This is a genomic window from Methylosinus sp. (assembly GCF_036560965.1).
GTDB lineage: Bacteria > Pseudomonadota > Alphaproteobacteria > Rhizobiales > Beijerinckiaceae > Methylosinus.
In genome coordinates this window covers 1-24,933 of the sequence record NZ_DATBQF010000073.1, presented here as the reverse complement: position 1 = coordinate 24,933, position 24,933 = coordinate 1, and the positions used below count along the sequence as shown (strand labels likewise).

At 64.7% G+C, this 24,933-nt stretch carries 32 protein-coding genes and 4 pseudogenes; 21 read left to right on the top strand and 15 right to left on the bottom strand.

The window, feature by feature from the left end; genetic code table 11:
- Both VIF40_RS19330 and VIF40_RS19325 read right to left on the bottom strand, forming a co-directional pair.
- Positions 1-566 (bottom strand): SagB/ThcOx family dehydrogenase (locus tag VIF40_RS19330; protein ID WP_331939147.1); only part of this gene is annotated, 566 nt, incomplete at its 3' end.
- 75 nt (positions 567-641) lie between these two features.
- A pseudogene (locus VIF40_RS19325) lies at positions 642-737 on the bottom strand (IS630 family transposase); the annotation flags it as partial.
- A 177-nt stretch (positions 738-914) separates the two neighbouring features.
- On the opposite strand from VIF40_RS19325, the gene VIF40_RS19320 reads away from it, so the two are divergent.
- The 11 genes from VIF40_RS19320 (at position 915) to VIF40_RS19270 (ending at position 8,806) form a co-directional block, all read left to right on the top strand.
- Positions 915-1,637 (top strand): SIMPL domain-containing protein, encoded by a 723-nt coding sequence (locus VIF40_RS19320; RefSeq protein ID WP_331939146.1) that lies wholly within the window; start codon positions 915-917, stop codon positions 1,635-1,637.
- Positions 1,638-1,687: 50 nt separating this feature from the next.
- A complete protein-coding gene (gene atpD / locus VIF40_RS19315; RefSeq protein WP_331939145.1) occupies positions 1,688-3,148 on the top strand; it encodes a F0F1 ATP synthase subunit beta in 1,461 nt (486 codons plus the stop codon).
- On the top strand, positions 3,145-3,591 hold the full coding sequence (locus VIF40_RS19310) for a F0F1 ATP synthase subunit epsilon (protein WP_331939144.1): 447 nt from the start codon (positions 3,145-3,147) through the stop codon (positions 3,589-3,591). Before atpD ends, VIF40_RS19310 begins: the two co-directional genes overlap by 4 nt.
- Positions 3,588-3,878: an AtpZ/AtpI family protein gene (locus tag VIF40_RS19305; RefSeq protein WP_331939143.1), complete on the top strand. Its 291-nt coding sequence runs from the start codon at positions 3,588-3,590 to the stop codon at positions 3,876-3,878. Before VIF40_RS19310 ends, VIF40_RS19305 begins: the two co-directional genes overlap by 4 nt.
- Positions 3,875-4,156: an ATP synthase subunit I gene (locus tag VIF40_RS19300; RefSeq protein ID WP_331939142.1), complete on the top strand. Its 282-nt coding sequence runs from the start codon at positions 3,875-3,877 to the stop codon at positions 4,154-4,156. The genes VIF40_RS19305 and VIF40_RS19300 overlap by 4 nt, the downstream gene beginning before the upstream one ends.
- Positions 4,153-4,833, top strand: a complete 681-nt coding sequence (locus VIF40_RS19295) for a F0F1 ATP synthase subunit A (protein ID WP_331939141.1) — start codon at positions 4,153-4,155, stop codon at positions 4,831-4,833. The genes VIF40_RS19300 and VIF40_RS19295 overlap by 4 nt, the downstream gene beginning before the upstream one ends.
- Positions 4,834-4,908: 75 nt before the next feature.
- Positions 4,909-5,154, top strand: a complete 246-nt coding sequence (locus tag VIF40_RS19290; RefSeq protein ID WP_003611173.1) for a F0F1 ATP synthase subunit C — start codon at positions 4,909-4,911, stop codon at positions 5,152-5,154.
- Between the two features lie 13 nt (positions 5,155-5,167).
- Positions 5,168-5,914 (top strand): F0F1 ATP synthase subunit B, encoded by a 747-nt coding sequence (locus VIF40_RS19285; protein WP_331939140.1) that lies wholly within the window; start codon positions 5,168-5,170, stop codon positions 5,912-5,914.
- Positions 5,904-7,427 carry a F0F1 ATP synthase subunit alpha gene (locus tag VIF40_RS19280; protein WP_331939139.1) on the top strand — a complete coding sequence of 508 codons (1,524 nt, stop codon included), beginning with the start codon at positions 5,904-5,906 and terminating at the stop codon, positions 7,425-7,427. The genes VIF40_RS19285 and VIF40_RS19280 overlap by 11 nt, the downstream gene beginning before the upstream one ends.
- Entirely contained in the window at positions 7,424-8,305 is an 882-nt protein-coding gene (locus VIF40_RS19275) for a FoF1 ATP synthase subunit gamma (protein WP_331939138.1), read from the top strand. Before VIF40_RS19280 ends, VIF40_RS19275 begins: the two co-directional genes overlap by 4 nt.
- 285 nt (positions 8,306-8,590) lie before the next feature.
- On the top strand, positions 8,591-8,806 hold the full coding sequence (locus VIF40_RS19270; protein ID WP_331939137.1) for a hypothetical protein: 216 nt from the start codon (positions 8,591-8,593) through the stop codon (positions 8,804-8,806).
- Here VIF40_RS19270 and VIF40_RS19265 read toward each other — a convergent pair.
- From VIF40_RS19265 to VIF40_RS19255, 3 genes are all read right to left on the bottom strand, one after another.
- Positions 8,793-9,422 (bottom strand): pyridoxamine 5'-phosphate oxidase family protein, encoded by a 630-nt coding sequence (locus VIF40_RS19265; RefSeq protein WP_331939136.1) that lies wholly within the window; start codon positions 9,420-9,422, stop codon positions 8,793-8,795. The genes VIF40_RS19270 and VIF40_RS19265 overlap by 14 nt on opposite strands.
- A gap of 74 nt (positions 9,423-9,496) precedes the next feature.
- A complete protein-coding gene (locus VIF40_RS19260; protein ID WP_331939135.1) occupies positions 9,497-9,961 on the bottom strand; it encodes a nuclear transport factor 2 family protein in 465 nt (154 codons plus the stop codon).
- A 55-nt stretch (positions 9,962-10,016) separates the two neighbouring features.
- Positions 10,017-10,568, bottom strand: a complete 552-nt coding sequence (locus VIF40_RS19255) for a carboxymuconolactone decarboxylase family protein (RefSeq protein ID WP_331939134.1) — start codon at positions 10,566-10,568, stop codon at positions 10,017-10,019.
- Between the two features lie 124 nt (positions 10,569-10,692).
- Between VIF40_RS19255 and VIF40_RS19250 the strand changes: the two genes are divergently transcribed.
- Complete coding sequence (locus VIF40_RS19250; RefSeq protein WP_331939133.1) at positions 10,693-11,595, top strand: LysR family transcriptional regulator; 903 nt, start codon at positions 10,693-10,695, stop codon at positions 11,593-11,595.
- Between the two features lie 7 nt (positions 11,596-11,602).
- On the opposite strand, the gene VIF40_RS19245 is transcribed toward VIF40_RS19250, so the two are convergent.
- From VIF40_RS19245 to VIF40_RS19230, 4 genes are read right to left on the bottom strand one after another with little or no spacing between them, the layout of a single operon-like run.
- A complete protein-coding gene (locus VIF40_RS19245; protein ID WP_331939132.1) occupies positions 11,603-12,415 on the bottom strand; it encodes a hypothetical protein in 813 nt (270 codons plus the stop codon).
- Entirely contained in the window at positions 12,412-12,906 is a 495-nt protein-coding gene (locus tag VIF40_RS19240; protein ID WP_331939131.1) for a sigma-70 family RNA polymerase sigma factor, read from the bottom strand. The genes VIF40_RS19245 and VIF40_RS19240 overlap by 4 nt, the downstream gene beginning before the upstream one ends.
- A 45-nt stretch (positions 12,907-12,951) precedes the next feature.
- Positions 12,952-13,299 (bottom strand): cupredoxin family copper-binding protein, encoded by a 348-nt coding sequence (locus VIF40_RS19235; RefSeq protein ID WP_331939130.1) that lies wholly within the window; start codon positions 13,297-13,299, stop codon positions 12,952-12,954.
- A gap of 10 nt (positions 13,300-13,309) precedes the next feature.
- Positions 13,310-14,239, bottom strand: a complete 930-nt coding sequence (locus VIF40_RS19230) for a metallophosphoesterase family protein (protein WP_331939129.1) — start codon at positions 14,237-14,239, stop codon at positions 13,310-13,312.
- Here VIF40_RS19230 and VIF40_RS19225 point away from each other — a divergent pair.
- Positions 14,222-14,515: a hypothetical protein gene (locus VIF40_RS19225; protein ID WP_331939128.1), complete on the top strand. Its 294-nt coding sequence runs from the start codon at positions 14,222-14,224 to the stop codon at positions 14,513-14,515. The genes VIF40_RS19230 and VIF40_RS19225 overlap by 18 nt on opposite strands.
- 77 nt (positions 14,516-14,592) lie before the next feature.
- Here the strand turns inward: VIF40_RS19225 and VIF40_RS19220 are convergent, their stop codons facing one another.
- Positions 14,593-14,880, bottom strand: coding sequence for a zinc-binding dehydrogenase (locus tag VIF40_RS19220; protein ID WP_331939127.1), 288 nt, complete (start codon positions 14,878-14,880; stop codon positions 14,593-14,595).
- A 172-nt stretch (positions 14,881-15,052) separates the two neighbouring features.
- On the opposite strand from VIF40_RS19220, the gene VIF40_RS19215 reads away from it, so the two are divergent.
- The 3 genes from VIF40_RS19215 to VIF40_RS21575 all read left to right on the top strand — a co-directional run bounded on the left by VIF40_RS19215 (position 15,053) and on the right by VIF40_RS21575 (position 15,730).
- Complete coding sequence (locus VIF40_RS19215) at positions 15,053-15,310, top strand: hypothetical protein (protein WP_331939126.1); 258 nt, start codon at positions 15,053-15,055, stop codon at positions 15,308-15,310.
- Positions 15,311-15,452: 142 nt separating this feature from the next.
- Positions 15,453-15,608 (top strand): hypothetical protein, encoded by a 156-nt coding sequence (locus VIF40_RS19210; protein WP_331939125.1) that lies wholly within the window; start codon positions 15,453-15,455, stop codon positions 15,606-15,608.
- Positions 15,608-15,730, top strand: coding sequence for a hypothetical protein (locus VIF40_RS21575; protein ID WP_414684834.1), 123 nt, complete (start codon positions 15,608-15,610; stop codon positions 15,728-15,730). Before VIF40_RS19210 ends, VIF40_RS21575 begins: the two co-directional genes overlap by 1 nt.
- A gap of 96 nt (positions 15,731-15,826) precedes the next feature.
- Here the strand turns inward: VIF40_RS21575 and VIF40_RS19205 are convergent, their stop codons facing one another.
- From VIF40_RS19205 to VIF40_RS19195, 3 genes are all read right to left on the bottom strand, one after another.
- On the bottom strand, positions 15,827-16,165 hold the full coding sequence (locus VIF40_RS19205; protein WP_331939124.1) for a hypothetical protein: 339 nt from the start codon (positions 16,163-16,165) through the stop codon (positions 15,827-15,829).
- An 83-nt stretch (positions 16,166-16,248) separates the two neighbouring features.
- Positions 16,249-16,896 (bottom strand): outer membrane protein, encoded by a 648-nt coding sequence (locus VIF40_RS19200; RefSeq protein ID WP_331939123.1) that lies wholly within the window; start codon positions 16,894-16,896, stop codon positions 16,249-16,251.
- A 368-nt stretch (positions 16,897-17,264) separates the two neighbouring features.
- Positions 17,265-18,092: an alpha/beta hydrolase gene (locus VIF40_RS19195; protein WP_331939122.1), complete on the bottom strand. Its 828-nt coding sequence runs from the start codon at positions 18,090-18,092 to the stop codon at positions 17,265-17,267.
- Positions 18,093-18,393: 301 nt separating this feature from the next.
- On the opposite strand from VIF40_RS19195, the gene VIF40_RS19190 reads away from it, so the two are divergent.
- On the top strand, positions 18,394-18,945 hold the full coding sequence (locus VIF40_RS19190) for a CGNR zinc finger domain-containing protein (protein ID WP_331939121.1): 552 nt from the start codon (positions 18,394-18,396) through the stop codon (positions 18,943-18,945).
- A gap of 491 nt (positions 18,946-19,436) precedes the next feature.
- On the opposite strand, the gene VIF40_RS19185 is transcribed toward VIF40_RS19190, so the two are convergent.
- The gene (locus tag VIF40_RS19185) at positions 19,437-21,443 is read right to left on the bottom strand and encodes a condensation domain-containing protein (protein WP_331939120.1); all 2,007 of its coding nucleotides are present in this window, start codon (positions 21,441-21,443) and stop codon (positions 19,437-19,439) included.
- 51 nt (positions 21,444-21,494) lie between these two features.
- Between VIF40_RS19185 and VIF40_RS19180 the strand changes: the two genes are divergently transcribed.
- Positions 21,495-21,644 (top strand): hypothetical protein, encoded by a 150-nt coding sequence (locus VIF40_RS19180; protein ID WP_331939119.1) that lies wholly within the window; start codon positions 21,495-21,497, stop codon positions 21,642-21,644.
- A 305-nt stretch (positions 21,645-21,949) separates the two neighbouring features.
- On the opposite strand, the pseudogene VIF40_RS19175 reads toward VIF40_RS19180, so the two are convergent.
- Positions 21,950-22,544 (bottom strand): annotated as a pseudogene (locus tag VIF40_RS19175) (IS6 family transposase).
- A gap of 74 nt (positions 22,545-22,618) precedes the next feature.
- Here VIF40_RS19175 and VIF40_RS21570 point away from each other — a divergent pair.
- The 3 genes and pseudogenes from VIF40_RS21570 to VIF40_RS19160 all read left to right on the top strand — a co-directional run.
- Positions 22,619-22,829: pseudogene (locus tag VIF40_RS21570) on the top strand (IS110 family transposase); the annotation flags it as partial.
- Between the two features lie 335 nt (positions 22,830-23,164).
- On the top strand, positions 23,165-23,965 hold the full coding sequence (locus VIF40_RS19165) for a methyltransferase domain-containing protein (RefSeq protein WP_331939118.1): 801 nt from the start codon (positions 23,165-23,167) through the stop codon (positions 23,963-23,965).
- Between the two features lie 129 nt (positions 23,966-24,094).
- Positions 24,095-24,933 (top strand): annotated as a pseudogene (locus VIF40_RS19160) (IS3 family transposase); the annotation flags it as partial.

The following is a 24,933-nucleotide window of genomic DNA, read 5'->3' as shown; positions in this document are numbered from 1 at the left end:
TCGCGATCGATCCAGGCTCTGATCACAGTGGCGAGGCCCGCGCTCGCCGCGAACAAATACACATTCTGCGAGATCGCCCCCGCCGCGACCGAGGCGAAGCTCTCACGCTGAGCGACCGGCACGAGCGCCATTCGCGCATGGTCGGCGACGAACACCAGATCGAGCGGCGCTTCGTCGACGAAATCCTGATAGCCGGTCACGCGCCTCATGTCGCTCGCGGCGACCAGCTCGAGGGCGTGTGTGGCGGCGACATAGAGATAGGCGCCAGAGGGCAGCGCGACATAGACGTCGACTTCCTGAGCGTCCAGAGCGGAGGGCGCGGTCCGTCCGCCGTGGGCTCTATTCACGCCGTACGCGGCCCACAGCAGGTCGGACAGGAGCTGCAAGGGCAGTTCGTCAGGCGCGAATTCCCGGGACGAACGCCGCTCCGCGAGCGCCTCCATCAATGGCATTCCGCCATCCTTGCGCGGAGGGGGAAGCGCGATCTGCGCCGCCGCGGCGTCTCGCGCCGGTTTCGGACGCAGCCGCCCCATCATGCCGAGCGCGAGCTTGGTCAGCGTCGTCATTGCGACGGCCTCCTCATGAGATCATGCAATATCGTGGGGGAATGGAGATTTTCGAGGGCGGAGACGAAATTTGCACAGGGCGTCGACAGTTCGCTCGAGGGCTTTCCGGAGCAGAGCTTCGAGCGTGGAGAAGGCCTTTTCGATCCGATCGAAGTCGGGATTGTAGCGCGGACGAGCTCGAGCGCCGTTCTCTTGCTTTTTCGTCGTTTTGTGAAGCTGCGGGTGATATGTAGCGTGATAAATTTCACGCTCCGCCAGTCGCCGAGGCTTTGGCGCGCCGGGTCGGGGGGAAGCCGGAAGCGGGAGCTTGCGGTTTCGCCGCCAGCGGCGTCGAGCGAGGGCAAGTCGATGACCCGAATACTCGCTGCGGCCTTGTCGAGCGCGCTCCTTCTCGCGAGCGCTTCGGCCGAGACATTGAAGGACACTCTCCCGCATATTTCCGTGACGGGGGAAGCCTCGGAGGAGGCGTTTCCCGATCGAGCGATCCTCCACCTGGACATTGTCGCGGATCGGCCCACCGCGACCGAGGCCGTGACCGAGAATGAGCGGAAGACGCGCTCCTTGTCGGACGGACTCGTCCGGCAAGGCGTGCCGATCGACGACATTCGCGTCGTCGGCGCGACGCTCCAGTCGGTCGCGGCGGAGGACGCCGCGACGCGCAGCGCGCATGGAAAGCGCGTCTCAAACGGTTTTCGGGCGCGCAGCGAGCTGAGCGTGACGGTGAATTCACTCGATGAGGCCGCGTCTCTGCTGTCCCGCGCGATCGACGCCGGCTCGAACGACGTTCGCAGCGTGGAATTCGTCGTCAGCGACGAAAGGACGCGCCTCGAACGACTGCGGATCGCCGCGGTGAAAGATGCGGAACAGCGGGCGAGAAACTATGTCGAGGCCGTGGGGGGCAAGCTCGGCCGCATCATCGAAATCGATCATCAGGAGGCGGGTTCGGCCGCAGAGGCGAACGGCCGAACCGAGCCCTCGGCCTCCGCGAGCGGAGCGGCGCTTCTCCGTCTTCGTCCCGGCGCGCGACGGCTCACCGCCAGGGTCTCGGCGACTTGGGCGCTTTCGCGCTAGAATGTCCAGGATTTCGAACCAATCGGCGAGATTGCTCGATCGGCGTGCAAATGAACGAGGCGACTTCTTCTCACGCGAGCGCGGCGCGTCACGGAACGGTCTCGGCCGTTCGCGGCGCCGTGATCGACGTGCGCTTCGAGACCGGCGAATTGCCGGCGATCGAGGACGCCTTGATCGTCGAGGCCGACGGCGGACGTGAGATCTACGCCGAGGTGCAGGCCCACCTCGACCGGAACAGCGTCCAGGCCATCGCTCTGCAATCGACGGTCGGCCTGGCGCGCGGACGCCGGGTGAGGGCGACCGGCGGACCGATCGAGGTTCCGGTCGGCGACGCGACGCTCGGACGGCTGATCGATGTGACGGGAGCGATCGGCGACAATGGACCGCCGCTGCCGGCGGACGCGCCGCGCCGGCCGATCCATCGCGCGCCCCCGCCGCTGGCCCAGAGGCCGGGCGGCGGCGAGATTTTCGCGACGGGGATCAAGATCATCGATCTGCTGACGCCCATCGCTCAGGGCGGCAAGGCCGCCATGTTCGGCGGGGCGGGCGTCGGCAAGACCGTGCTCGTGATGGAGCTCATTCACGCGATGGTGACGGGCTATCGGGGCGTATCGGTGTTCGCCGGCGTCGGCGAGCGCTCGCGCGAGGGCCATGAGCTTCTGCTCGACATGGCCCGCTCCGGCGTGCTCGAGCGCACGGTTCTGGTCTATGGCCAGATGAACGAGCCCCCCGGCGCGCGCTGGCGGGCGCCGCTCGCCGCTCTCACCATCGCGGAATATTTCCGTGACGAGCGGCGCCAGAACGTGCTGCTGCTGATGGACAATATCTTCCGCTTCGTCCAGGCCGGGGCCGAAGTCTCGGGCCTGCTGGGGCGATTGCCGTCGCGCGTCGGCTATCAGCCGACGCTGGCGAGCGAAGTGGCGGCCTTGCACGAGCGGATCGCCTCGGTCGGCGGGGTCGGCGTGACGGCGATCGAGGCTGTCTATGTTCCCGCAGATGATTTCACCGATCCCGCGGTGACGACGATCGCCACCCACATCGACAGCATGATCGTGCTCTCCCGACAAATGGCGGCCGAGGGCATGTATCCGGCGATCGATCCGATCGCTTCCTCCTCCGTGCTGCTCGATCCTCTGGTGGTCGGCGAGGCGCACGCCGAAGTCGCGACCGAGGTCCGTCGGGTGATCGAGCATTATCTCGAGCTTCAGGATGTCATCGCCTTGCTCGGCGTCGAGGAGCTCGCAGCCGAGGACCGCAAGATCGTCGGGCGCGCGCGGCGCCTTCAGCGCTTCCTGACTCAGCCTTTCGCCGTCACCGAGGCCTTCACCGGAGCGCCCGGCCGCTCGGTTCCCCTCGCCGACACGCTCGCGGGCTGCCGCGCGATTCTCTCCGGCGCCTGCGACGAGTGGCGCGAGAGCTCCTTCTATATGGTCGGGACCCTCGACGAGGCGGAGCAGAAGGAGAAGGCCGCCGCGCGCATGGACGCCGAGACGACGGGAGGCCGGCCGTGAGCAGAGCATTGCGGCTCGCCATCACCACGCCGAACGCCGTGCTGCTCGACGAAGCCGGCGTGCGATCCGTCCGCGCCGAGGACGAGAGCGGCGGTTTCGGCGTGCTGCCGGGCCACGCCGATCTGCTGACGGTGCTGCCGCCGTCGGTCCTGCGCTGGCGATCCGCCGACGGCGCCGAGCGCTATTGCGCGATCCGCGGGGGCGTGCTGACCGTCAGGGGCGGAGAGAGCGTGTCGGTCGCCTGCCGCGAGGGACTTCTCGGTCGCGATCTGCGCAAGCTCGACGCCGAGGTGCGCGCCGCGCGCGCGGCCGAGAAGGACGCGGCGGCGCGCGCGCGCGTCGAGGCGACGCGGCTGCATGTCAGCGCCGTGCGTCGCCTCGTCCGCTATCTGCGTCCGTCCGGCGCCTCGGAATTGCTCGGCGACGAAAAGGACGCGCCATGAGTGAGGCGGGCCCCGAACGGGAGCGCGATTCGATGGCGGAGGCCTCGCGACTGGCCGCCGAGCGGCGCGAGATGCAGCGCAGGAACGCCGAGCCCTCGCTCGGACGGCGGCTGGGGCAGATCGGCGTCCTCGGCTGGACGATCGTCCTGCCAGCGCTCGCGGGGCTGTTCCTCGGACGTTGGCTGGACAAGATGTATGACATGGGCGTCTTCTTCTCCGCGCCTCTCGTCATGATCGGCGCCGGAACCGGCCTCTGGCTCGCCTGGAAATGGATGTCGCGCCAATGACCGTTTCCGCCGCCCCGCTCGCTCTCCAGCTCGCCCTCGGCGCGGGCGCGGGATTCGCCGCGGGCCACGCTTACTTCCGCGCCCTGCGTTGGAATGTCGATCTCTTCGAGCGAGGCGTGACGCCGAAGGCCATTCTTTTGCTCCTAACGCGATTCGCAGCGCTCGCCGCGGCGCTCGCAGTCCTCGCGAAGATCGGCGCCCTCGCTCTGCTCTCCGGCGCGCTGGGACTGCTCGCGGCGCGCCGCGTCGTCCTGCGCCGTCTGGGAGGTCTCGAATGAAATCCTCACCGCTCGCGCTCGAGCCCGGCTTTCAGCTGGGACCCGTGCCCGTCAGCAAGCCCGTCATCGTCACTTGGGCGCTGATGGCCGCGCTCGTTCTCGCGAGCCTTCTCGTAACTCGGCGGCTCTCGTTGCGGCCGGGGACCGGACAATCCGCGCTCGAGCTTTTCGTCGAGACGCTCGACCAGCAGATAAGAGACACGATCGGCGCGGACCCGGCCCCCTATCGCGCCTTGCTCGGAACGATCTTCCTCTTCGTGCTCGTCGCCAATTGGTCGTCGCTCGTCCCCGGCGTGGAGCCGCCGACGGCGCGGCTCGAAACCGATGCGGCGCTGGCTCTGATCGTCTTCTTCGCGACCATCTATCACGGCCTGCGCACGCGCGGTCCGCTCGGATATCTCGCGACATTCGCCGAGCCGAGCATCATCATGATTCCGCTCAATCTCGTCGAGCAGATCACGCGGACCTTCTCGCTGGTCGTCCGCTTGTTCGGGAACATCATGAGCGGCGTGTTCGTCATCGGCGTCGTGTTGTCGCTCGCGGGTCTGCTCGTGCCGATTCCGCTGATGGCGCTCGATTTGCTGACCGGCGCGGTTCAGGCCTACATTTTTGCGACGCTCGCCATGGTGTTCATCGGCTCGGCGGTCGATGGACAAGGCTCGCGGGCGCGCGACTAGAGCGCTTTCCGATCGAACGGAATCGTTCGAGCGATCAGAATTCGCTCGAACGACAGGATTCTAGAGCGAGGAAGAATGGACGACATTCAATATATCAGCGTGATCGCCGCCGCCGTCGCCGTGTCCTTCGGAGCGATCGGCCCGGCCCTCGCGGAAGGCAAGGCGGTCGCGGCCGCCATGGAGGCGATCGCGCGTCAGCCGGAGGCCGCCGGCGTCCTGTCGCGCACTCTGTTCGTCGGCCTCGCGATGATCGAGACCATGGCGATCTACTGTCTCGTGATCGCGCTTCTGCTTCTCTTTGCCAATCCTTTCGTGAAATAGGGCGTTCGCACGCATGCAGATCGACTGGTGGACGCTCGGTTTGCAGATCGTCAACGCCCTCGTGTTGATCTGGCTGCTCTCCCGCTTCCTCTTCCGCCCCATCGCATCGATCCTCGCCGAGCGCGAGGCGGCGGCCCGGCGGCTCCTGGACGACGCCGCCGCCGCCAAAGCCTCGGCCCTGTCTCTGGAGGAACGGGCGCGCGCCGCCGTCGACGCCATGGCGGCCGATCGCGCGGCGACGATCCTCGCCGCCACGACGGAGGCGAAGGACGCGCGAGACCAGCTGCTCATCGCCGCCAGGGCCGACGCCGATCGCATGCGAGCGGACATGCGGGCTGAGATAGAACGCGCCGAACGATCGGCCCGTCGCGCCGAGGCCGAGCGCGCGAGCCTGCTCGCCGTCGACATTGCGCGGCGTCTGCTCGGACGCTTGCCTGCGTCGTCCCGCGTCGCCGGCTTCATCGACGGCCTCGCGGACGCGGTCGCGGCTCTGCCGGAAACCGCGCGCGCCGATTTCGCCGCGCGAGGCGAGCGCATTCTGACCGCGCCGCGGCCGCTCACCGCCGAAGAGGACGCGCTGTGCCGCGGCAGGCTCGAAAGCGCCCTCGGCCACCCGCTGCAATTCGCGCTTCGCGTCGATCCGACATTGCTCGCCGGCCTCGAATTGGAGAACGCCCACACCAGCATTCGCAACAGCCTGCGCGCCGATCTCGAGCAAATTTCCGCAACCTTGCTGAAGGAGCCGGAAAATGAGCGATGAGCCGGCCGTCGCCGAATGGCTCGCGCGCGGCCGCGAGGCCGTCGCGAGGATCGATCTCGGGCCCAAGGTCGAGACGGTCGGCCGCGTCGAGAGCTATGCCGACGGAATCGCCTTCGTCTCCGGCCTGCCGCAGGTCGCGCTCGATGAGCTGATGCGTTTCGAGACCGGCCAGCTCGGATTCGCGCGCGCGCTCGAGGCGGATCGGGTCGCCGTGGTGCTGCTCGATCCGGGCGACGCGATCGAAGCCGGCGCACGCGTCTTCGCGACCGGCGAAGTCGCGCGCACGCCGGTCGGGGAGGGGCTGCTCGGGCGCGTCGTCGATCCGCTGGGCCGCCCGCTCGACGGCGGCGAGCCGATCGCCGCCGCCGCCTTTCATCCCGTCGAGCGCGAGGCGCCGAGCATCATCGCGCGCGATCTCGTGACCGAGCCCGTAGAGACCGGCCTATTGGTCGTCGACTCCATGTTCGCCCTGGGGCGTGGTCAACGCGAGCTCGTCATCGGCGATCGCGCCACCGGCAAGACCTCGATCGCCATCGACGCCATCATCAACCAGCGCCGCTCCGACATCGTCTGCGTCTATGTCGCCGTCGGCCAGCGGACGACCTCGGTCGAGCGCGCGATCGAGGCGGTGAGGAGCGGAGGAGCCGCCGATCGCACGATCTTCGTCGTCGCGCCCGCCGCCTCGCCGCCCGGCCTGCAATGGATCGCGCCTTTCGCGGGCTTCGCCATGGCGGAGTTCTTCCGCGATCGCGGCGGCCATGCGCTCGTGGTCGTCGACGATTTGAGCAAGCATGCGGTCACGCATCGCGAGCTCGCCCTGCTGACCCGGGAGCCTCCCGGACGCGAAGCCTATCCCGGCGATATCTTCTACGTCCATGCGCGGCTCTTGGAGCGCGCCGCGAAATTGTCGAAGGCGTTCGGCGGCGGCTCGCTCACGGCGCTGCCGATCGCCGAGACCGATTCCGGCAATCTCTCGGCCTATATTCCCACCAATCTGATCTCCATCACCGATGGACAGATCGTGCTCGACCACCGTTTGTTCGCCGCGAACCATCGTCCGGCCGTCGATGTCGGCCTCTCGGTCAGCCGCGTCGGCGGCCGCGCGCAGCCTGACGCCTTGCGCGACGTCTCGGGACGATTGCGTCTGCAATACACGCAATTTCTGGAGCTCGAGATGTTCTCGCGCTTCGGCGGCATGTCGAACACCCGCATCGAGCGGGAGCTGACGCGGGGCGAGCGCATTCGCGGCCTGCTGACGCAACCGCGCTTTTCGCCTCTGCGCCTCGCCGATCAGGTCGCTCTGCTCGCGGCGCTCGACGCCGGCGTTCTCGACCCCCTTCCGGCGCGAGCCATTCCCGCGCTGACCGCGAGGCTTCCCGCGCATCTCGACTCGGCCGCCGCGTCGAGCGTCGCGGCGATCTCCCGTCACGCCCCGCTCGACGACGCCATTCGCGCGGATCTCGTGGCGCGGGTGCGCGATCTTTCGACAGAGCTCGCGGCGCATCCCTCATGAGCGAGCGCTCCGCCGACATCAGCGCCCATATCGTCGCGACCCGGCAGCTCGAGAGCGTCATCACCGCGATGCGCGGCGTCGCCGCCATCCGAACGCGCGAAGCCCAGTCGCGTCTTTCTGGCGTGCGCGCCTATGCCGGCGCGTTGGGCGAGGCCATTTGCGCGGCGCTGGCGCTGAGCGCGGAAGCGCCGCCGTCGCGGCTCGGCCCGGAGCGCCGGCCGGCCGGCGGCCACATCGTCCTGGCGTTCTGCTCGGAGCGCGGCTTTGTCGGCGCATTCAACGAGCGCATCCTGGACGCGGCGGCGCGCCTCGCGGACGGCGTCGAGCGCCCGGCTCTGTTCATCATCGGCGAGCGCGGCGCGACGCTCGCGCGAGAACGCGGATCACGCGCGGATTGGACTCTGCCCATGGCGTCGCGCGTCGACGATGCGCCATCGCTCGCCGACCGCATCGCGCAAGAGCTCTATGGACGCCTGGGCGAAGGGCTCGCCGATCGCGTGACGCTCATCCACGGCGCGCCGGGCGCGGCCGGAATCGAGATCGTCCCGCGCTCGCTCGTGCCGCTCGACCTCGCCCGCTTTCCGCCCGCCTCCGCCGCGGTTCCGCCCCTCGTCACATTGCCGCCGCGCGCGCTCGTCGAGGGCCTCGCGCAGGAATATGTCTTCGCCGAATTATGCGAGGCGGCGGTGCTGTCCTTCGCGGCGGAGAACGAGGCGCGAATGCGCGCCATGATCGAAGCCCGCGACAATGCGCACAAGACGCTCGAGCGACTGGAGGCCCGGCATCGACAAACACGACAGGAGGAGATCACCGAGGAGATCATCGAGCTCGCGAGGCCCGCGCCCCGCAGGGCGCAGGCTCATCGAGGCGACGACTAAAGAGTGTCTTCGTCAAATTCCGGGGAGCGGATTGGGGTTATCGCAGAATCGTCCCGAAATCCTACGCTGAGCCGCATCGAGTAGCCCGGACCGTGGGTTTCGGAGGGGTCGGAAAGCATTCTGTGATGTGCTCCCAGCCGAGCGGCGCGTTGCGAGTGTCACGTCGCCCTTAACTGGGCTTTCCTCACTTTCCGTGCTCATGCGCTGCTCGAACCTGCCGAAAGGCATTGAAAGCAAAGGAAGACGTTGGCCTTTCCAGCTTACTTCACGCTCCGGAGCTTTCAAGTGGCGGATCGCCGCCGCGCCATGCTCGCATGCTACCGCGAGGCAAAAAACCTATCGCTCGCCGCTGCGATCGACGCCTTCGCTGCAGAGACCAGGATCGCGCGCGACGGACCGCCAGAAGACATCGCCGAGCTGATCGTCTTCGCGGTGTCGCCGGTTGCGCGTCGGATGACGGGCGTGACGCTGCGTATTGGCGGCGAGATCAAATCGCTATGACGGCGCCGTTGCCTGCGCTCGCGCGCAGCTCCTGCACTTGCGCCTCGAGCGCGGCAATGCGCGCGTCTCGCTCTGCGAGCGCCGCGGCGACATCGGACGTCTCGAAGCGTTGTGGAATGTGGCTCGGGCAGTTCACGTCCAAGGCGAGAACGGAAAAAAGGATCGCGCGCTCGATGCGCGCCGCATAGTCTTTCGGCGCGAGACGCGCGATCAGCTCGGCGTCGTTCTCCACGACGCGCGCCGTTCCCCAGATCTTCACGCGACGACGGCGCGAATAGTCGATCAGAAAGAGATAGGCTTTTGGATTGTCGGCGAGATTGCCGATCGTCACATACTGACGATTTCCCGAGAAATCAGCGAAGCCGACGGTCGTCTCGTCGAGCGTCTTCAGAAAGCCGGCGGGGCCGCCGCGGTGCTGAATATAGGGCTGCATCTCCCTATTCGCGGTCGCGAGAAAGACGCTGGTCTGCTGCGCGATGAAGGCCTCTATGTCCGGCGTCAGGCCCGTTCGCCACGAATGCTCCTCCTCCATGCGCGCATAGGCGCGGCGCGAGCCCTCGCGCGTTTGAATAGACTTGACGGTGGGCGTGAAGGCGATGTCGCTGGGATAGGTCATGTCGATTGCCTCCCGAGACCCGAGAAGAGGATCATCGCCACGCGAGCGCTATGAGCGCTCTCGCGTGGCGTCGATCAAAGGCCGAGGTCGGTCATACCAGGATGCTCGTCCGGTCGCCGGCCGAGCGGCCAATGGAACTTGCGATCGGCCTCGGCGATCGCAAGATCGTTGATGGAGGCGATGCGCAAGCGCATGAGGCCGCGCTCATCGAACTCCCAATTTTCATTGCCATAGGACCGGAACCAAGCGTCGTTGTCGTCGCGCCATTCATAAGCGAAACGCACAGCGATGCGGTTCTCGCGGAAGGCCCAGAGCTCCTTGATGAGGCGATAGTCCAGTTCGCGCGACCATTTGCGCCCGAGAAAGGCTTCGATCTGGTCACGACCGACGATGAACTCGGCGCGATTGCGCCATCGGCTGTCCGGCGTATAGGCCAGCGCGACCTTTTGCGGATCACGGCTGTTCCAACCGTCCTCGGCGAGGCGCACCTTTTGCGTCGCGGTTTCGAGCGTGAAGGGGGGAAGCGGCGGTCTCGACATGGCTCAATCCTCACATGAAAGGCGCGCCCGGATCGGCTCCGGGCGCGCAGCCTATTTACGCCACGCGGCGCGTCTCGAGCACGGGGAAATCGATCAGCGTATCAGCGACTTCGTTGATGTAATTCGTCAGCGTATTGAGCCCGACATGGAAGATGATTTCGATGATCTCGCCCTCGCCGAATCCACCCGCTCGAACAGCCGCGAGATCGGCGTCGGAAACATGACCGCGCTTGCGGGCGACCTCGAGCGCGAAGCGCAGCGCGGCCTCCGCCTTCGGGTCGGCGGAGCGGCCGTCGCGATTGGCGCCGATTTCCGTATCGTCGAGCTTCACGAGCGTCTTGCCGATATAGGCGTGTGCCGAAAGGCAATAGCCGCAGCCATTGAACTCGGCGATGGCCACCGCGAGGCGTTCACGCGTGCGGGCGTCGAGCGCGCCCTTGGCCAGCGCGCCGTTCAAGCCGATGAGGCCTTCGAGGCTCGCCGGGCTATTGGCGACGAGACGATAGAAATTCGGAGCGACGCCGAGCTTCGCCTTCACCGCCTCGAGCAATGGGCGGGCGGCGGCGGGGGCGGATTCGATCGCGGCGGGAGTCGAGATACGGGGCATGATGCGCTCCTCATTTAAGGATAATCGCAGGTCTTTCGCCTGACCAGAGGAAGATGATAGATACCGACTGAAACGATAATTCCCGTTTTCGACACGACATCGTTGCAGGCGGCGCAGCAATCCCATGGACCGTTTCGACACGATTTCCGCTTTCATCACGGTCGTCGATCATAAGGGCTTCGCGCCGGCGGCGCGGACGCTCGGCATTTCGGCGCCCATGGCGACGAGGCTCGTCGCGGCGCTAGAGGAGCGGCTCGGCGTGCGGCTTCTGCAACGCACGACCCGCTCGATCGGGCTGACCGATGCGGGAGCGCGTTTCCTCGAGCGCGCCCGCCGCATCGTCGCCGATCTCGAGGAAGCCGAACGTCTGGCCGAGAACGAGCGGAGCGAGCCGAGGGGGCGATTGAGCGTCTCCGCGCCGCTGATGTTCGGACGCATGCATGTCGGGCCGCTGATCTCGCGCTACATGACCGAGCACCCGCAGCTCAGCGTCGAGCTTTCGCTCTCCGATCGCTTCGTCGATCTCGTCGAGGAAGGCGTCGATCTCGCTCTGCGCATCGGACATTTGGCCGATTCTGCGCTGGTCGCGCGCAAGCTCGGCGCGGCGCGACGGGTCGTCGTCGGCTCGCCGGCCTATCTCGAGGCGGGCGGCGGCGCGCCCGCCACCCCGGCCGATCTCGACCGCTATCGCCTCATCTCCTGCACAGCGCTGACGCCGGTGGCGCGCTGGCGCTTCTGGTCGGGGTCGCAGGCGTTCGATGTCGAGACACGCCCGGCCTATGTGACCAACAGCGCCGAAGCGGCGATCTGCCATGCAGAAAGAGACGGAGGACTGACGATCGCGGTCGGATATCAGGTGGCCGATCTCGTGCGCGCAGGCCGGCTGCAAGTGGCGCTGGCGGACTATGAGCCGGCTCCTTTGCCGATCCAATTCGTCTATCCGAGCGCGCGATTGTTGTCCGCGAAAGTCAGAGCGCTGATCGATCTCGCTGGACGGGCGTGCGATTGGAGCTTCGTCGATTTTTGAGCGGCGCTCAATTGCGAGCAGGCGCGCTCTCTATTTTCGACGCGGCTCGCCGAAAGGCCACGACGAACGCCTCGAGCTCCGCCGGCGGAAGATCTGATATCGCCGCATAAGTGCGATGCTTCTCCTTCCAAACGACGACCGGATAGCCCTCGATCATTCGCAGCGCAGGGACTTCGGGATAATTTACCGATCGTAGCTGCAGCTCCGCCACCGAAACGAGATGCTCGCGATGCTTGTAGACGAGCGTCGGAACCGGCGTCGCGCCGACGATATCGATCCTCGCTCCGACAAGAGGAAATCCCTCGGCGGCGAGATCGACCACCGTGACGGCGAGCGGCAGTTTGCTGGCGAGCCACGGCTTCACCGTATGCTGGTCGCTCGATGCGACATCCACCGGCTGCCCCGATATCTGGCTACGCATGTGACCCGCGACGACATAGGACATGAAGCGATCCGGCGCGGCGAGGTCCTCGACGAGATGCTGAAGTCCGAGCGTCACGACGATCGTCGCGGCGATCGAGCCCGCATAAATGCGCCAGGACGGCGGGGCAGGGCGACGAAAGTCCGCAGCAATTCGTCCTCGCCCATTCGAAGACTCCATCTGTGCAAGCAGGCGCGTCCTCAGCGTCTCCGGCGCCGCCTCGCGCGCGGCATGGCGGCGCAGGGTCCGCCTCAACGCGTCGAGCCGCTCGCGATCGCCACGAGCGAAGGCGTCGCCGGCGAGAAGACGCTCGGCCTTCATCGCGCCCGCCGCATCCAATTCCTGGTCGAAGTCGGCTTGCAATAAAAGCGCCCGATCCTGCTTCTCGTTTTCGCTCATAGCGACCCTCTCCCCAGTCGATCGATCAGCAGTGCGCGCGCCCGCGCGAGCCGCGACATCACGGTGCCGATCGGCGCTCCCGTGGCGTCGGCAATCTCACGATAGGACAAACCATTGACCTCGCGCATAACGAGAGCCTCACGAAACGGGAGCGGCAAGGCGGCGATCGCCGCCTCGACGCTACTCCGATCCGCGGCCTCGATCAGCGCAGACTCCGGAGACGGCTCATCGCAGTGGGGAGAGGCGCCGTCATAGATCTCGGCGTCTTCGGCCCCGCCGGCCAGAACGAGGTCTCGGGGCCGATTCTTGGCGAGCCAGGTGAAGGCGGCATTGCGCGTGATCGCCATCAGCCAGGCGCGAGGATGCGCCACCTCGGCGCTCTCCAGCGAGGCGAGCGCGCGCAGGCAGGCGTCCTGCACGACATCCTCGGCGTCCGTCGCATTGCCGGTCAACCAGCGCGCCAGCGAATAGGCGTCGTCGAGATGAGGCATGATCGCTCGCGTGAAGCGATGTCGCGCGTCGTCGCTCGTCACGAGCTATCCTTGTCGATCACTTCGAGGAGTCACGATGACCTTGCCCGACATCTGCGGATGGAGGCCACAAAAATAGGTGATTTCACCCGGCTTGTCGAAGACGATCGAGAAGCTCTCGCCGGTGTCGAGCGCCCTCGAACGGAAGGCGCCATTCCGGTCGACGACATTATGCGGCGTATCGTCGTGATTGACGAAGACAATTCGCGCGCCAGTCTCCACGCGAATTTCCGAAGGCGCAAAGACGAAGTCGCCGATATCGATCGTCCGCTCGTTCCCGGCATGAGAGATCGAGGCGATGAGAACGCCGACAAATGCCCAAGCCGAGGCAATCGCAAAAGCAGGTTTCGACATGGCGTCCTCCTCATCGAGCCAGCGTCGCGTCGGCGATGGCCAGCCTATGCGCGCCGCCACGAATGGTCACGCTGGTCAAGCCCAAGAAGGAGCGCAGCTGTTCCGCGGGCACGACCTTTGGACCCGGCGCCTTGGCCGTTCCCGGCTCGGGTTGTGGAAAGGCCGTGGAGCGCGCCGTGTGGAAGACAAGATTGCCTTCGACCTTCTGAGCGATCTGATGGATGTGGCCGTTGAGTATCGTCACCGAGCCGAAGCGCGTCAGCAATTGAAGCGCTTGCGCGCTGTCCTGCGTGCCCCAACCCCATTCGCTCGCGATCGACCAGAGCGGCATGTGAGCGAATATGACAATCGGCGTCGACGCGCTTCTCGCAGCGAGATCCGCCGCGAGCCAAGAGATCTGTTCCACTCCGAGACGGCCGAGCCCCGCACCTTCGAGACGCAGCACATTCACGAGGCCGATGAAATGGGCGCCGCCGGCGTCGAAGGAATACCAGCCATCCCCTCGTGTCCCGTTTCCATAGCGCGCGCGATAGGCTTCGCCCGTTCTCTCATCGAGGACATCATGTTCTCCGGGCACGCGATGCACGGCGAGGCGCGACGCACCGATGAGCTGATCCGCATCGTCGAACTCCTTTGGCTTCGAAAGATGCGTAATGTCGCCGGTATGAAGCAAAAAAGCCGGACGCTCGGACAGTCCTCCAATTTTTGCGAGCGCCTCGTTCAATGTCCCGGTGACGTCGTTGTTGGCCGCCTTGTCGAAGCCGATATGCGTGTCGGAAATCTGAACGAAGGAAAAGCCCTTCGTCGTCTCTCCATGCGCCGCGCCGACGAGCTTCGACGCCGGCACGCCGCCGACGAGAGTCCACAACACGCCCGAGCCTCCCCAGGCCATGCATTTCAGCGCGCGGCGGCGATCAGGTGAATGAAGATCATCGATCATCTCTATCTCCCTCGTATCCGGCCGAACCACCGGATATCGGAAAGACTCTTTCCGCTGCTCATTTATTCCCGCTCGAAGAGCTTTTTTTTAACTCACAGTCCGATGACCGTGCGGCGAAAAGCTCGCGTAACGATTGCCGCGCATTCGACGAACAATCCTCGGGACAGCGTCAGCCTGCTGTTGTCGTCGACCATCGCGAATGCGGCCGATCTGCCTTCCCGAAAGGCCTCACCGGACTTTGCGCCGCCCGCCGGCCGGAAATCTCTCCGCCGTTGACGCGGCCACAATCGGGCGATCGCTCTCGTGTCGAACAGCGAAAGCCGATGTCGACCGCCTTCGAATGGGAAGCGGCTTCACGGGATCAGGACGATCTTGCCTCGTGTTCGTCGCGACTCCAGCGCCCGATGCGCGGCCGCCGCCTGATCGAGGGGATAGACGCCTCCGATCGTCACCACGATGTCGCCGCGTGCGGCCATGGCGAACAGCTGCGTCAAATTGCGCTGCAGACCCCTCGGCGTGAGCAGGGACGCGAGGGCGAAGCCGGTGATTGTCTGATTATGGAAGATCAGACCAAGCAGATCGGGAACGCCGAGATCGAAGTCGAGAATATTGAGCGAGCCATAAATGACGAGTCGGCCCATTCAAGGCCGTAGAGCAAGCTCTCGACGCCTCTATATGATCGAGAGTGGAAATTTCGTTCTCATCGCGCCTTTTGCGTAACAGCGATCGCCCGTGAAACGAATTGAGTTCGGCAAGCCATTTCCTGGTTTGTCGCGGTCCTCTACAGGGCTGGCTCTCATTCGGGAGATAGAGATGAAAATGAGCATTGTTTCCGGCGGCTCGCTCGCCGCCGCGGCCGTCGCGCTCGTCCTCGCTGGTACGGCGTCGCCGGCTTCGGCGAAAAAGGCGCACAGAACCGTCGAGTGTTTCGGAGTGAATTCCTGCCGCGGCCACTCGGCGTGCAAGACGGCCGACAACAGCTGCAAGGGGCAGAATTCCTGCAAGGGCCATGGCTGGCTGCCGGCTAAGTCCAAATCGGCTTGCGAAGCGATGGGCGGCGCGCTCGGCTGACTTCTCGTCACAGGAGGGATGGGCGATACAATCGCCCATCCGCTGCTCGATGCTCGGCGGCCTCGAGCCGAAAGACGCCGTCGCGGGAGTGGTTGGAATTGGGTTGGCGTAGTCTCCGGCTTCCGTGTCTGGAGCATGCGCCATGATGCTGGCGGACTTCCAAAGAGCGTTTCAGCGTCGCATCCTCGCGGGCGCCGACGACGCGCCAACGGCGACGGAGCAGGCGGGCATCGGCGTCTATGTCGACGCCTATCGTTTGCGGCTGGCGTCGGTCGTCGCCTCTGACTATCCGGGCTGATGGGCGAGAGCGAATTCGAAGCGCTCGTTGTCTCCTATATCGAGTCGACGCGGTCGACCGCGCCCAATTTGCGGCGGTATTCGCGACATTTCCCCGAAGTCATGAAGTGGGATGCGCGCTGACGCGACCTCACCCGTGAAGCGTCGCTCGCCTGCCTCGAGCGCGCCCTCGACGATGCATTCGATTCCGAGGTTCCGACGATCGGGTCGGCCGAGGAGCTATCGTCGCTCGGACCGCGCGACATGTTGCGTCTGCGCTTCGAGTTCCAGCCGGGCGTTCGTCTGCTGAGGCTCGAGAACGGAACCTGTGGCCGATACGAAGCTCTGTGCGGGAATGAAGCGCCTCCCCTGTTCGCGCGAGGCCATGAACAGGCCTTGATCTGGCGAAAGAGCGGAGATTGCTTCTATCGCCTGCTCGATAACGACGAGAGCTTCACGCTGACATTGGCGCGCGAGGGAAAGTCGTTCGGGGAGATCTGCGAATTGCTCGCCTTTCATGAAAATGGCGAGGGCGTCGATCGGCGGTTCGCGGTCTTTCTGTAGCGATGGCTGGCGCACGAGCTCGTCAGCTCGATCACTCTCACGGAGTGAGGCGATTTTTGGCCTTGGGACCCGGCTGCTGGAGCCGGGTCCGAGGCGCTTCAGAATTTAGCGACGATGGGCGTCTGCGCGAACAAGTCGAAATGGTAATTCAGACCGGCGCGCACCGTGTGGAAACGCGTTCGCAGGGCGGATGACCACCAGCCGCCGGCGTCATCCGAGAGATCGGTGTAGAGATATTCGATCTTCGCGGAGAGATCGGGACGAAACGCCCATTCGATTCCGCCACCCGCGGTCCATCCTGTTCGGACGTCGCCTCCCGAGACGTTCGGCTGCGTCCGGCCATAGGCGAATCCGCCCGTTCCATAAAACAGCGCTGGCGCGGCCAAAGGCGTGACGCCGACGCGCCCGCGAACCGTGCCGAACCATTCGACGCGGCGACGCGCGGCGAAAGGATTGCCGCTCCGCTCCGAGATGTCGGCTCCCTGAAAGTCGGTCTCCAATCCGAGGACGAGCAAGGGCGTCGCTTGCAAATTGTAGCCCAGCTGTCCGCCGCCGAGCACCCCTTCGAATCCGGATCGTTGTCCGAATCCATATCCGATATTCACACCGGCATAGGGGCCGCTCCAAAGAAAGGTCGCGGGGGGAGCCGTAAAATCCGGCGCCCCCTTTCGGGAGGGCAGGTCGGCGGCATGCGTGATCGTCGAGGACAGCAGCAGGCAGACGCCAGCCGAGAATCGGTGTTTCATTCGGTCATTCCTCAGTGCGTTGGCGCGGATGCTGACGCGTGCGCAGCGTCCTGACGATTGTTCGTCGAAGGCTCGGCAATCGTTACACCGCTTTTGCGTCGGAGCCGCACGCGCGTGAACAAACCGGCGGGGCGATAAAAAATCGTCCGCGCGGGGAATTAATTTGCAGCGGGACGAATCTTTCCCATATCCGGCCGTTCGACTGGATGCGAGGGAGGTAGAGATGACCATGCACGGCGTCGCTTCGCGGAAGCGATCATGCCTCATCTCGTTGACGCCTATTCGCTGGCGCGCTGGTTGACCGGCGATTCGACGTCGGTGGCCGATCCGAGAGGCGATCGGATCGGCCCCATTCGCCGGAGGAGGGGCTATTTTCCGGCGAACATCGCTTTGATCTCGGAGGCGACGAGCGGGACATTCTCTTCCAGCGCGAAATGCCCGCCGTCGAGCCAGACGAGCTTGGCGTCCGGCAGATCTCTTTTGAACGCTTCGGCGCCGGCCGGAATGAAGATCGGATCGTTCTTGCCCCAAACGATCAAGGTCTTCGGGCGATGCGCGCGGAATGAGGCGTGCCAGGCGTCATAGGAGGCGACATTGGTCTTGTAGTTCTCGAGCAGATCGATCTGATAGGTGGCGACGCCGGGCCGGTCGAGCAAGGCTTGATCGACCGTCCAATTGTCGGGATCGATCGCCTCGGGATTTCTCGCGCCGTACACATATTGGAATTTGGTCATATCCGGCTGCAGCAAGCTTCGCGCGCCGGCTTCGCTCTTCTCGTCGCGCTTTTCCCACAGAGGCAGAAAGACCTGTCGCGGCGCCTCGCCCACGCCTTCGATATAGGCGTTGGCGTTCTGCACCACCAATCCGGCGACTTGATGAGGACGCGCGGCCTGTATGCGGAATCCCACCGGGCCGCCGTAGTCCTGCATGTAGAGCACATAGGAGCGCAGGCCGAGTTGATCGAGCAGCCCGGTCACATGGGCGGTGAGCGTTTCGAATGTGTAGGGGAATTGATCCGCCGCGGGCGCGTCCGAATAGCCGAAGCCGACATAATCCGGCGCGACGACGTGAAACGTGTCGGCGAGCGCGGGGATCAGCTCTCGATACATGCGCGACGAGGTGGGAAAGCCGTGAAGCAGGACGATCGCCGGCGCTTTCGGATCGCCGGCGTCGCGAAAGAAGATCGAGCGTCCCATGACGTCGAGATGTCGATGTCGGACTTCTGGATGCTCGACGCGCGGTCGGCTGGACGAGAGGGGCATAGCGGTCGCGATAGTCGCGGCCGACACGGCCGCGAGTGTGAGGAGGGGATTGGAGGCGAGGAACATGGGATCTCCTGTAACCGATGTAATGCACGTATAGTGGTGACACTTGCGACAGCGCCTGTCAAGGTGCAATTTACCGGTTACGCAGACTTGCCGGTTGCGCAGACTTGCCAGTTGCGCTTGGGGAGAGGGTGAGGCGATGACGATCGAGGCGAGCGAGTGGCGAGAAGGCATGCCCTTCTTCGGAGGCGCGCTGTGGATCGACTTTCTCAACACGACGCCGGTGATGAACGGCGAGGCGATCGATTTTCTCTTCAACGCCGAGGGGCTGGCGAAATGGGCGCGCGCGGCGGGGATCGATTGCGCAGGAAGGCCCTCGAAGGCGGAGCTGAAGTCCGCGTGGGAGACGCGCACGGCGCTCCGCGAGCTCTTCGACAAGCTCTCCGCAGGAGGCGCGATCTCCGCCCGGCGCCTCGAGCCGATCGATCGCCTGGTCGGCTCGGTCGAGATACGCGAGCGATTGATCCTGCGTGACGGTCATCTGGCGCTAGCCGAGGAAACACGTATCGAGAAGGATGTGGTGGCGACGACCGTCGCGCGTGATTTCGCGAAATTCATTTGCGAGGCGGAGCCGGAGCGGTTGAAGCACTGCGCCAATCCCGCCTGCTCGATGGTGTTCTACGATCGCGGGCGCAACAATATCCGGCGCTGGTGCACGATGGCGATCTGTGGCAATCGTGACAAGGTCGCACAATATCGTGCGCGCAAGGCGCGAGAGAAATGAAAGCGGCCAATGACCGCTTCTCGACAGCGCGAATCGGCCCGAAGCAACGGAAAAGCGTTCTGGTATGCATAAGGGGACGGAACTGGAACGGATTTGAATTGGCTCTTCGGAGTTTCGATGATTTACGGTTTTGACAACAGGTGGCGGGTGTTTTTGACGATGACGGAAAACACCTGATTTCCGTCAGGGTGGGCGCGAGCGTGACGCGGGCGCTGATTTGGCGCCGAAATTTGTGCGACAAACCCTGTCGGAATGGAGCATTGCACGAAAGCCCGACGAAAGGGGTTTTCCGCATGCTCATCGGCTACATGCGCGTCTCCACCGACGGTGATCGCCAGACCTTGGACTTGTTCCGTAGTTCGCGCCTTTCTTCCATGCCCAATCGTCGACACCGACGACTTTGACATGGGCGGGCGCAGCGCCGGCGCGCGCGCTTCGCTTGATCTCTCTCAAAATCGTGGTGTGATCGACCCGCATGCCGAGGCAGCCCATCAGCCGTTCGGATGGCCGTCCGCCAACGCTATGCCCGAATAGGCGTTGCGATGGCTGAGCTGGGCGCCCTTGGGACGCCCGGTCGAGCCGGAGGTGTAGATCACATAGGCCAGCCGCCCGGGGTGGGACGCGCGCCGCCGATCAAACTCGTCGTCTTGTTCCGGCTCGTCTTGCGCCAGCTCGTCTTGCGCCAAGTCGAGCGCGTCCAGCCGCAGCACGGGGAGCGCGGGAAGCGCCGCGAAGCGCTCGCCGAGCGCGCCCGTCGTCACCAGCAGGGCGACGCCGCTGTCCTCGGCGATATAGGCGAGCCGCTCCTGCGGGAGCTGCGGGTCGAGCGGCACATAGGCCCCGCCGGCCTCGAGAATGGCCAGCATCGCCACGATGAGATCGAGCGAGCGTTCGACGCAGAGGCCGACGGGCGTCTCGGCCCGAACGCCGAGCCGCGCGAGCCGCCGCGCCAGCCGGCTGGCGCGCGCGGCGAGCTCGGCGTAGCTGAGCGAAGCCCCCTCGCAGACGACCGCTATCGCCTCCCCTCGCGCCGCCGCCTGCGCCGCAAACAGACCGTGCAGCGTCTCCCCCGAGGCGTCCGCCGAAATGGACGGAGCGGCCAGGCGCAGCGCATGCCCCCGCGTCGCCTCATCATCGAGAACGAGCGCGCCCAGCCTGGCCTCGGGACAGTCGACGATCTGCGCCAGCACACGCATATAGGCGTCCGCCAGCCATTGCGCCGTATCCGCTCGAAACAGATCGCTGTTGTATTCGAGGCGGCCGCGCGCAGCCGCGCGACCGACGCGAAAATCGAGCGACAAATCGAAACGCGCCCCGGTCGCGTCGTATTCGACGGCCTCGATACGCGCGTCGCCCAGGCGGGGCGTCACCGGCGCATCGGCCATCTGGAGGCTGAACATGGTCTGGAATTGCTTGCTGCGGCCGGGGTCGCGGCGATCCTCGCGGGACGCCAGGAGCACCTCGAAAGGCAAGCCCACATGCTCCAGCGCCAGCATCGCATCGGCGCGGAGCTGGCGACACAGCTGGCGCAGGGTCATGGAGGGCGCCAGCCGCGCACGCCATACCTGCGTGTTGACCATAGAGCCGACGAGCTCCTCCAGCGCCTCCTCGCCACGGCCGGCGTTGGGAACTCCGACGGCGAAGTCGTACTGACCGCAATAGCGCGCCATCAGCGCCTGCCAGGCCGCCATCAGCGCCACGAAGGGCGTGCATCGCTCCTGCTTGCAGAACGCCAGCAGGGCGTCGTGCACGCCGGGGTCGAGGTCGAACCACAGCGAACGGCCGGCGAAACTCTGAATCTCCGGCCGCACATTGTCCGTCGGCAGATTCAAAGCTGGAATGTCCCGCCCCAGATACGCGTTCCAGGCCGTCAGCGACGCCGCCAGCTCGCCCCGCTCGACAGCCGCGCGCTGCCGCCGCGCGAATTCGGAATAGGACAGGGGCGCAGGCGGCAGGCTGGCCGGCCCACCCGTTCGCAACGCTTGATCATAGGCCTCGGCCAAGTCGCGAATGATGATCGGATTGGCGCCGGCGTCGGAAGCGATGTGGTGCAGGCACACCAGCAGCATGTGCTGCGCGGCGTCCATCCTGACCAGGCTCGCCGCAACCGGAGCGCGGGCCTGCAGATCGAAGCGGCGCCCCGCAATCCCTCGCACTTCCTGCTCCAGCGCCTCGCGCCGTTGCGGCTCCGGCAAGGCGCTGAGGTCCACCAGCGGAAGGACGAAGCGGCCGTCGCCGTCGGTCACCGCCAGAGGCCGCCCATCGCGCTCGATATAGCGCGTGCGCAGCACAACATGACGCCGCGTCAACGCCTGGAACGCTCGCTCCAGCGCGGCTGCGTCGAGATCGCCGTCGATACGCAGCACGCGCGGCAGATTGTAGGCGGTCATCTCCGGATGCAGATATTGCAGAAACCACAGCTGCTCCTGCGCATAGGACAACGGCCAGGAGTCACTGCCGCAGGCGGCCGTCGAACGGGGGTCCAGGCCGGCGTTCATGCCGCGCCCGCGCGCAAATCGCGCCGCGAACGCTCGGCTGCGTCCTTCGGCATGGACCGGGCGGACTGCTTTGCGCGCGACGCTCCGGCCAAGCCGGCGAAGGTCGGCGGCATCGGCGCCGGCGGCGCCTTCGAGCAGGACGATGAAGGTCTCGTCTTCCGCTTGAGACGGCTCATCGACATGGAGCTTCCTTACAGCTGATCTCAGTGGGCGGCCGGCCGGCAGCCCTCTGTCCAACAAGACGAAGCAGATCGAGATTTGTTCAGCGCGGAGCCGCCGGTGTCGGTGGGCGTCTAAATCGGGCTGTAAATCCGCGCGGGGTAGCGAGCAGGGCGTCGACAGGTCGAGGCGAAATGCATGTGAGCGGCAGTATCAGCTCGCCTCATCTTCGAGACCATCGAAGCGACCCCGGAGAGGTTGCGGGAGGTTTCCGGCATCTAGGAGGTTCGCGGGTTGTGTCGCAAATTTTGTCTATGGATGCGACGAGCGTGTGAGAATGACACGGCTTACGCGGCGAGGGCATAGAACTGCTGCGCCAGACGCAATTTGCCCCTAACCCGCGACTGTCCCTTGCGGATCATATGCATGAGTTCGATGCCAGAAAGTGTCGCGGACGCCGCTCGAAATGACTTGAAACCCAGCATCGGTCGCGTCACTCGCTTCACCGCTCGATGGTCCTGTTCGACGATATTATTGAGATATTTGATGCGACGGATTTCGATGTCCGTTTCATGCTCCGTATTGTAGCTGTCGATCGTGATCTTCTCCGGCAGGCCATGCTCACCGCGTCAGCAGGAAATCCACTGTCGCGCCTGCCTTGTCGACAGCCCGATACAGATATTTCCAGCAGCCTTTGACTTTCACATAGGTCTCATCGAGTCGCCAGCTGGATCCGATTGCGTGTTTGTGTGCGCGGAATTGTTTCTCCAGCAAAGGGGCATACTTTACGACCCAACGGTCGAGCGTCGAATGGTCGACATCGACGCCGCGCTCTTCCATCATTTCTTCGAGTTGGCGATAGCTCATCGGATACGCCACATACCAACGGACGCCCCACAGGACCACGTCGCGTTCAAAATGGCTGCCCTTGAAATCGATCATCGCACACGTCCGCCAGCACCGCTGCCGCCGATCATAGCCCAAACCGACCCGCAATAAAAAATTCGCGACAACCCTTCGTGGCGGTAAAGAGTGAAGCGGTGCAAGGCGCGGCAGTGGAGTATGCTGGTGCGCCAGCGTACGCAGATTATCAACGCTCTACTTGGCCATCTCGCCGAGTTCGGCCTGGTTGTCGCCCAGGGCCCCGCGCATGTCACCAAACTGGTCGCGGCCGTGCAGGACCCGGAGCAGCCTCTCCCGGAAGCGGCGCGTCCCATACTGGTTGTGGAGAGGCCATGATGGCGGCATGATGGTCGTGTCCCCGGCGGTGGTGTAGCTGGGGCGGAGCAAGCCGCTCGCGAAGCGCGCTTTTCATAGCGCCGTAGCGAGCGAGCGGCTTGCCGCCTTATTTTCGCGGGGCGCTGTCCAAACAAGCGAAGCCAGCTCTTCCATCCCATCTGTTCAGAGTGAAACAGAGGCCGAAATTTGGAGGACAGCGCGAGCTGCTGATCCCGGCGAAATGCCGAAGCAGATCGCGAGGGCCCTTTTAATCGGCTTTCAATTCGCCTAAAATCGCACCCGAAGCGACGCAGACGAGAAAAGTCGGAAGGGCGAGCAGAGCAATGTATGATGAGCTAGCAGACATTGTGCAGCACAGGCTCGATGTTGAATCCTTAAGGGCAGCCGCCGAAGAGCTTGGTTTCAGAGTCGCGAAATACCGGCGAGGCATCGATCTCGGAGGTGGGCTCGGGCTTCATGCGCCATTTCTGCTGGACATTGCCGAACACGTATATATCACGGATATCGTCCGTTACACCACGCAATACGACGGGACGTTGCTCGCCGGCATAAACGCCAAATTTGCCCGCAACAATATTCCGTACGATCCGAGTCGCGTCGAGTTTCACACGGTCGACGCGCAGGACCTCATCTACAGAGACGGCCTTTTTGACTTCGTCTTCAGCGTCAACGCCTTCGAGCATATCCCCGAGCCGGCCAAGGCCTATGACGAACTGATTCGTGTCACGGCGCCGGGTAGCCTCGTGCTCATTCAGTTCGATCCCTTGTGGCATTCCGCCTATGGCCATCATCTCTTCCATTTGAATCTCGACCCTTGGGCGCATCTTTTGAACAGCAGAGAAGAATTCGAACAACTCATTTACGCCAAGGGCGGCAATGACAACGACGTAGATGTCTTTCGTCACGAGATGAACGGGAAGCGCTATAACGTCTATAGGGACCTGTTCGAGGGACGCGCGGATCAGCATTTTTGCAAGTGGCATTTCGAATATTGGTCAAAGTCCTCGCAAGCGGACCCGTACGCCTCGAAATATCCCGAGATTTACGCAGCCGTTCGCGCGAGAGGTTACGATCCGGAAAATCTCCTCGTACGCGGCGTCCGGTTCATCGGCATGCGCTCCTGAGTGTCGGTCCGAAGGCAAATTGAATCGGCGGTGTTTCAACGATGCTGTCTGATTCTCACGGATACTGACGCGCCCCTGAAAAATGCCACCAGCATCGATTAGAGTCCGGCCGATTGCAGGACGGACACGATGAAGAAGAAACGGTTCACGGAAGAGCAGATCATCGGGATTTTGCGGGAGCAGGAGGCCGGCGCGAAGGCGGCGGACCTCGCGCGCAAATACGCGGTTTCGGAGACGACGCTCTACAATTGGAAGGCCAAATTCGGCGGGATGGACGTTTCCGAAGCGAAGCGGCTGAAGGCGTTGGAGGAGGAAAACGCCCGTCTGAAGAAGCTCTTGGCCGATCAGATGCTCGATGCGGCGGCGCTTCGCGAGCTCCTGGCAAAAAAATGCTAGGGCCCGCCGTCAAGCGCGAAGCCGTCGCGCACCTTCAGGCCGTCATGGGCCTGTCGGAACGTCGGGCCTGCCGGATTGTCGCCATCGATCGCAAGACGGCGCGCTACGCGTCGAAGCGTCCGGCCGACGCCGAGCTTCGCGCCGAGCTGCGCGATCTCGCCAATGCGCGTCGGCGCTTCGGCTACCGGCGGCTGTTCATTTTGCTCCGCCAGCAGGGCGAGCGCTCGGGCAAGAACCGCATCTATCGGCTCTACCGCGAGGAAGGACTGACGGTAAGGAAGCGCCGCGCGCGCCGCCGCGCCGTGGGAACATGGGCGCCGATTCTCGTCGAGGCGAAGCCGAATGCGCGATGGTCTCTCGACTTCGTGCACGACCAACTCGCCAGTGGCCGACGATTCCGCATCCTGAACATCGTCGACGACGTAACGCGTGAATGCCTGGCGGCGATCCCGGACACGTCGATCTCCGGCAAGCGGGTGGCGCGCGAGCTGTCGGCGCTGATCGAAAGGCGCGGCAAGCCCGGCATGATCGTTTCCGACAATGGGACGGAGTTCACCTCGAACGCCGTCCTG